Genomic DNA, 6,407 nt, shown 5'->3' with positions numbered 1-6,407 from the left:
GGTCTCTCGGTCGTGCTCGGTCTCTCGGTCGTGCTCGGTCTCTCGGTCGTGCTCGTGCCCTCGGTCGTGCTCGTACTCGTGTGCGTGGTCGTGCCCTGAGCCGCACCCGCGCGGCGGGCCTCGTCCGTGTCGCGGTCCACGGTCGCGTCCGGACCGGCCACCACCCCGGCCGTCACGGCCGTCCCGGCCGGCTCGGCGGGCTCGGACCGCTCGGCGGGCTCGGGCGGCAGCAGCGCGACGCCCCCCAGCCCGGCGACGCCCTCCTCGATCAGGCTCCCGACCCGGTTGAGCCGCGCCTGCACGGTGCCCGGCGACACCCGCTCCAGGGCGGCGACCTCGCGCGCGCCCATCCCGGCCATGTGCACCAGCACCGCCGTGCGCCGTTCCTCGACGGGGATCCGGGCGAGGGTGCGCAGCACGGCCGCCGTGCGGGGGTCGAGGCCCGCCCGCTCCTGCACCGGCGCCCCGCGCAGCCCGAGGCGCGCGGCGAGGCGTCGCCAGGTGCTCGCCGAGGACCGGACCGCGACCCGGCGGATCCACGCCTCCGCGTCGCCCGTGCGGATCTCCGACCACCGGCGCCAGGCCCGGGAGTACGCGTCCTGCACGAGGTCGTGGGCGGCGCCGGAGTCGAGGGTGATGGCGAAGAGCTGACCGACCAGCCGCGGGTAGTGCGCCTCGAGGTGGGCGCCGAAGTCCGCGCGCAGTCCGCTCGGCACGGCGGATCCGGCGGTGAGGTCCCGCTCGACGACGGAGTCGTCGGTGGACCGATCCACCGCGGTGTCCTCCGGATCGGCCGGAGCGGGCTCCTGGTCGACCTGTGCGCTCACCCTCCGCCCCTTCGTCGCCCGGCTTCCTCCACGTGCCCGCCCGCGGGCGTCACCCGCCGTCACGGTCCTGCCCGCGTATCGCGTGGGCCGAGTCCCCCGTTACAGCGAACCTCGGCGCGAAATACGCCCGATCAGCCTAGTACGACGCAGACCATCCGGTGGACGTGGCCCACTGCTCGGCCCGGGGCAGTGCGGTGTCGAACCACGGCTCCTTGCGCCCGACGTACTGCAACGCGTCCGGGTCCCCGGCGAGCTCGGCCGCGGCCGCCCTCTTGACCTGCAGGTACTCCTCCCGGGCCGCCTCGTCGGCGCGCAGCCAGTCCCGGAACAGCAGGGCATAGCACCATCCGGGGGAGCCGAGCACGCGCACGTGCAGGTGCACCCGCTGCTCCGGGTCGGCACCGGCGAAGTACCGCTTCCGCCAGTGCTCCGGATCGGGATCGGCGGGCTTCGGGTTGTCCTGCGTGATCTCCCGGATGCGGATCAACCCGATCGCGCGCAGGGGCTCGTCGAGGGCGTCGGCGTCCGCGAGCGAGGCGACCGCGAGCTGCAGGTCCGTGACGTCCTTCGCAGGCAGCCCGGGCACGGCGGTGGAACCGATGTGCTCCACGCCCAGGCCCCGCTCCCCCGCCGCCCGGGCGACCCGCGCCGCGAGCCGCGCACCCCGGTCGGCCCAGCGCGGCTCCGGGTCGGCCAGGACCGGGGGGCCCCCGCGCACCGCTCGGCCGAGCCGCAGGTTCTCCTCGAGGGGCACCAGGCGGTCGTGCCAGAGCCGGTCGACCCGGGCCCGCAGGTCGTCCTCGCTCCCGTCGTTGTCCAGCACCGCGTCGGCGACGGCCAGCCGCTCGGCGTCGGACGACTGCGTGGCGATCCGCGCCCGGGCGTCCTCCTCGCTCATCCCGCGGCTGCCGACGAGCCGGCGCACGCGGACCTCCGCGTCCGTGTGCACGACCACGACCAGGGGGAACCGGCTCGCGTTGCCCATCTCGACCAGCAGTGCGGCGTCGTGGACGACGACGGCCTCCGGGCCGGCCGCGGCGACCAGCTCGGCCTGCCGGCGGGCGATGAGGGGGTGGGTGATGCCGTTGAGCACGGCGAGCTGGGCGTCGTCGCCGAAGACGATGGAGGCGACCCGCGGCCGGTCCATCTCGCCGTCCGGCCCCACCACCTCGGGCCCGAACGCCTCGGCGATCCGCGCGAGCCCCTCGGAGCCCTTCGCGACGACCTCGCGGGCGATGAGGTCGGCGTCGACCAGGACCGCCCCCAGCTCCACCAGCCGCCGCGAGACCGTCGACTTGCCCGCCCCGATCCCGCCCGTCAGCCCGATCTGCAGCACGGGGTCAACGTACGCGACGGACGATCACCGGGCGGCGGCCACCGGAGGCACGGGCTTCGGGGTGTCGGTGGTCGACGGCGCGCTCGCGGGCGCGGGCGGCGTGCTCGCCTCCGGCGGGGCCGGCTGGGTCGCGCCGTCCTTCGGCAGGACGCGCAGCGCGAGGTCGACGAGCCGGTCGACGGGCGCACCCGGCGCCCCGGCGGACGCCGGCAGCACGAAGGTCAACGTGTCCACCCCGTAGACGACGGCGAGCACGGTCTCGGTCGGCCGCTCGACCGCGACCGCGGGCGCCGCCCCGATCGAGAGGTCGCGGGACTGCCCGTCCGAGCGTTCGGCGTTGGTGTTGAGCTGCCACTGCCGCTTGGCCGCGTCGGCGTCGCCGTAGCGCCCGACGTTGATGTCCAGCAAGGTGTTCCCGCCGCCCTGGCCGCTGGCCGAGTACCGGCAGCCGACGCGTTCGGTGCGGCCGACCGACGGCTCCGGTACTCCGCGGATGGTGCGCAGCGCGGTGGAGCCGATCGGACGGGCGAACAGCGCCCCGAGATCGTCCGGTGAGAGCAGCGAGGTGCAGTCGTCCGGGAGGGCGATCTTCGTGGGGTTCGCCCCGGCCCCCGCGGCCGCCGACTCGGAGAACGTCGGGACGGGCAGCGCTTCCTGCCCGGTCGCGGTGGAACAGGCGGTCAGCACGCCCAGCCCGACGGCCAGCATCGCCACCACACGCCCCCCGCCACGCATGGATCAAACCTAGGTCGGATCGAAGATCGTTACACGTGGCGCGCCGGAGTGGTCACGGAACGCAGCCCGATCGTGATCGGTGCGACACCCGAAGGAGTACTCCCGGACGTCGAACGGCCCCGGTCCGCGAGGGACCGGGGCCGTCCGTTCAGCCGTGCGTCAGACGCTCACGCCGGGATCACGCACCGCCGGAGAGCTTCTCCCGCAGCGCGGCGAGCTGCTCGTCGCTGGCCAGCGACCCGCCGCTCTGCGCCTCCTGGGAGGCGCCGCCGCCGGACGAGTAGTTGGCGGCGCCGGTGTCGGCACCCGCCTCCTCCTCGGCCTCGGCGGCCTTGCGGATCTGCGCCATGTGCTGCTCGTAGCGCTCGTGGGCCTCGGCGTACTGCTTCTCCCAGGCGGCCCGGGCCTCGTCGTAGCCTTCCTTCCACTCGCCCGTGTCGACGTCGAAGCCCTCGGGGTAGATGTAGTTCCCCTGGTCGTCGTACTCCGCCGCCATGCCGTAGCGGGTGGGGTCGAACTCGGTGTCGACCGTGATGCCCTCGTTGGCCTGCTTGAGCGAGAGCGAGATCCGGCGCCGGTCGAGGTCGATGTCGATGACCTTGACCATCGCGTCGTCGCCCACCTGGACGACCTGCTCCGGGACCTCCACGTGGCGCTCGGCCAGCTCGGAGATGTGCACCAGGCCCTCGATGCCCTCCTCGACGCGGACGAACGCGCCGAACGGCACCAGCTTGGTGACCTTGCCCGGGACGATCTGGCCGATCGCGTGGGTCCGGGCGTACAGGCGCCACGGGTCCTCCTGCGTCGCCTTCAGCGACAGGGAGACGCGCTCGCGGTCCAGGTCGACGTCGAGGACCTCGACCGTGACCTCCTGGCCCACCTCGACGACCTCGGACGGGTGGTCGATGTGCTTCCAGGACAGCTCGGAGACGTGCACCAGACCGTCGACGCCGCCGAGGTCGACGAACGCACCGAAGTTGACCACCGAGGAGACGACGCCCTTGCGCACCTGGCCGCGGGCCAGCTGGTTGAGGAACTCGCTGCGGACCTCGGACTGGGTCTGCTCGAGCCAGGCGCGGCGGGACAGGACCACGTTGTTGCGGTTCTTGTCCAACTCGATGATCTTGGCCTCGATCTTGCGGCCGACGTACGGCTGCAGATCGCGGACGCGGCGCATCTCGACCAGCGAGGCCGGGAGGAAGCCGCGGAGCCCGATGTCCAGGATCAGGCCGCCCTTGACGACCTCGATGACGGTGCCCTCGACGGGCTCGTCCGCCTCCTTCAGGGCCTCGATCGTGCCCCAGGCGCGCTCGTACTGGGCGCGCTTCTTGGAGAGGATCAGGCGACCCTCCTTGTCCTCCTTCTGGAGGACGAGGGCCTCGACGAACTCGCCGACCTCGACGACCTCGGCGGGGTCGACGTCGTGCTTGATCGACAGCTCCCGCGAGGGGATGACGCCCTCGGTCTTGTAGCCGATGTCGAGCAGGACCTCGTCACGGTCGACCTTGACGATGGTGCCCTCGACGATGTCGCCATCGTTGAAGTACTTGATCGTCTGGTCGATGGCGGCGAGGAAGTCCTCCTCCGACCCGATGTCGTTGACGGCGACCTGCGGCGTGGTCGGGGCGGCGGTGGTGTCGGTGGACATGTAGTGGGGTGCTCCGGTGGATGTCTTCGGTTGTGGCCGCGTCACGGGCGGCCGGTCGTGGATGTAGCCGTGACTGGATGATGCGTGGAACAGTCACCTTCGATCGTCGATTCCCCGCGGGTGGTTGCGCGCTGCGAGCCCCTCGCGCACCAGCTCGAGTCGGCCCCGCACACGTTGACCACGGGTACGGACCATGCTACGCGGCACCCGATCAGCGGGGCAATGCGGGTCCCCGGTGTGGAACTGGGACGATCCGGGGCGTGAGCTGCAGGTGTGCGGGTGGATCGATCATGAGCGCGCGGACGTCCCGCCGGGGTCGGCGGTGAGCGCCGAGGAGGTGCTCGGGACGGCCGGCGTCGCCCGCCGGACGGTCGACGCTATGGAGTCCGAACGGGCCAGCCGCGCCTGGTGGGACGCCGACGCCGCGGACTACCTCGCCGAGCACGGCCCGGACATCGGCGAGGCCGAGTTCGTCTGGTGCCCGGAGGGCCTGCGGGAGAGCGAGGCCGGGCTGCTCGGCGAGGTCGCCGGGCGTCGGGTGCTCGAGGTCGGGTGCGGGTCGGCGCCGTGCGCACGCTGGCTGCGCGCGCAGGGGGCCGAGGCGGTCGCGCTGGACCTGTCGCGCGGGATGCTGCGGGCCGCCGCCGACCTCAACGCCCGCACCGGGATCGACGTCCCGCTGGTCCAGGCCGGTGCCGAGCACCTCCCGTTCGCCGACGGCTCCTTCGACCTCGCCTGCTCGGCCTTCGGCGCGGTGCCGTTCGTCGCCGAGCCGGTGCAGGTGATGCGCGAGGTGCACCGGGTGCTGCGGCCCGGCGGCCGCTGGGTGTTCGCGGTCAACCACCCTATACGCTGGATGTTCTCCGACGACCCGGGGCCCGCCGGGCTCACCGTGACCCAGTCGTACTTCGACCGGACCCCCTACCTGGAGGTCGACGGCGAGGGCCGGGCGACCTACGTCGAGCACCACCGGACGCTGGGCGACCGGGTGCGCGACGTGGTCGCGGCCGGCCTGGTGCTCGACGACCTCGTCGAGCCGGAGTGGCCCGACGGCTTCGACCGGGTGTGGGGGCAGTGGTCGCCGCTGCGGGGCGGACTCTTCCCCGGCACCGCGATCTTCGTGACCCACCGGCCGGCGTGACCGCCCTGCGGCTGACCTGGCGGCAGGTCACGCGGTGGCGGGCGGGGCGCCAGCTGCTCACCCGGGGCTGGCCCGATCCCGTCGAGGTCGCCCGCGGCCGACGTCGCGCGGTGGTGGGGCGAGCAGCCCGCGCCGGCGAAGCGGTGGATCAAGTCTGCTCCGGTGGTGCCGGTCGAGATCGACGGCGAGAGCGGGTTCGTGGTCCGGGCCGAGGACGCCGACGAGCTCGCCGCCGTCCCGCCCGCGGGCGAGCACCCCGGCGACGGCCCCTTCCTGCTGCCGGGTTTCGACCCGTGGGTGATCGCGCCGCTCAGCCACCGCCGGCGGGCGATCCCCGAGGGCCGGGAGCCCGAGGTCAGCCGGACGGCCGGGTGGATCTCGCCGGTGCTCGTCGTCGACGGCCGGGTGGTCGGGGTGTGGGAGCGCTCCGGCGACGGCGCCACCGGCACGATCGCGGTGCGCCTCTTCGCCCCGCTCCCGACGGCGACGCGACGGGCCGTGACCGAGCGCGCCGGTGCCGATCTCGTCTGGACGTGAAGTCGCTGGTCGGCCGGTGCGAGGCCGACACCGCCCGGACGCGCAGCGGCGGACAGCCCGGACGCACCAGTCCGCCGAGGGAGGCGCCGACGCAGCCGCACCGTGGCGGCGGCTGCGGGTCACGATCGGCACCCCCGAGGAGAAGGTGATCACCCAGTGTGGACGCGGGCAGTCGGACTTCGA

Annotated in this window: 6 protein-coding genes; 2 read left to right on the top strand and 4 right to left on the bottom strand. The window is 73.7% G+C overall.

Translation table 11 applies throughout. The features are described 5' to 3' along the window. The 4 genes from LWC33_RS16265 to rpsA form a co-directional block, all read right to left on the bottom strand. Nucleotides 1-827 (bottom strand): RNA polymerase sigma factor (locus LWC33_RS16265; RefSeq protein ID WP_233305229.1); only part of this gene is annotated, 827 nt, incomplete at its 3' end. Nucleotides 828-963: 136 nt separating this feature from the next. Next, a complete protein-coding gene (coaE, locus tag LWC33_RS16260) occupies nucleotides 964-2,163 on the bottom strand; it encodes a dephospho-CoA kinase (RefSeq protein WP_233305228.1) in 1,200 nt (399 codons plus the stop codon). 24 nt (nucleotides 2,164-2,187) lie between these two features. Further along, nucleotides 2,188-2,898, bottom strand: coding sequence for a hypothetical protein (locus LWC33_RS16255; protein ID WP_233305227.1), 711 nt, complete (start codon nucleotides 2,896-2,898; stop codon nucleotides 2,188-2,190). A 178-nt stretch (nucleotides 2,899-3,076) separates the two neighbouring features. Beyond that, the gene (rpsA, locus tag LWC33_RS16250; protein ID WP_233305226.1) at nucleotides 3,077-4,546 is read right to left on the bottom strand and encodes a 30S ribosomal protein S1; all 1,470 of its coding nucleotides are present in this window, start codon (nucleotides 4,544-4,546) and stop codon (nucleotides 3,077-3,079) included. A gap of 379 nt (nucleotides 4,547-4,925) precedes the next feature. Here rpsA and LWC33_RS16245 point away from each other — a divergent pair, with 379 nt between their 5' ends. Together LWC33_RS16245 and LWC33_RS16240 are read left to right on the top strand one after the other, a co-directional pair. Next, complete coding sequence (locus LWC33_RS16245) at nucleotides 4,926-5,687, top strand: class I SAM-dependent methyltransferase (protein ID WP_233305235.1); 762 nt, start codon at nucleotides 4,926-4,928, stop codon at nucleotides 5,685-5,687. Nucleotides 5,688-5,762: 75 nt separating this feature from the next. After that, complete coding sequence (locus LWC33_RS16240) at nucleotides 5,763-6,224, top strand: DNA glycosylase AlkZ-like family protein (RefSeq protein WP_308190954.1); 462 nt, start codon at nucleotides 5,763-5,765, stop codon at nucleotides 6,222-6,224. Nucleotides 6,225-6,407 lie beyond the last annotated feature (183 nt).

This window comes from Pseudonocardia terrae (assembly GCF_021343995.1).
GTDB lineage: Bacteria > Actinomycetota > Actinomycetes > Mycobacteriales > Pseudonocardiaceae > Pseudonocardia > Pseudonocardia terrae.
This window is presented reverse-complemented; position numbering and strand designations above follow the sequence as displayed.

What these genes read in the sequence shown, in the direction of transcription:
- LWC33_RS16245 (WP_233305235.1), top strand. Translation starts at nt 4,926, where the DNA reads ATGGAGTCCGAACGGGCCAGCCGCGCCTGGTGGGACGCCGACGCCGCG.
- LWC33_RS16255 (WP_233305227.1), bottom strand. Translation starts at nt 2,898, where the DNA reads ATGCGTGGCGGGGGGCGTGTGGTGGCGATGCTGGCCGTCGGGCTGGGC.
- rpsA (WP_233305226.1), bottom strand. Translation starts at nt 4,546, where the DNA reads ATGTCCACCGACACCACCGCCGCCCCGACCACGCCGCAGGTCGCCGTC.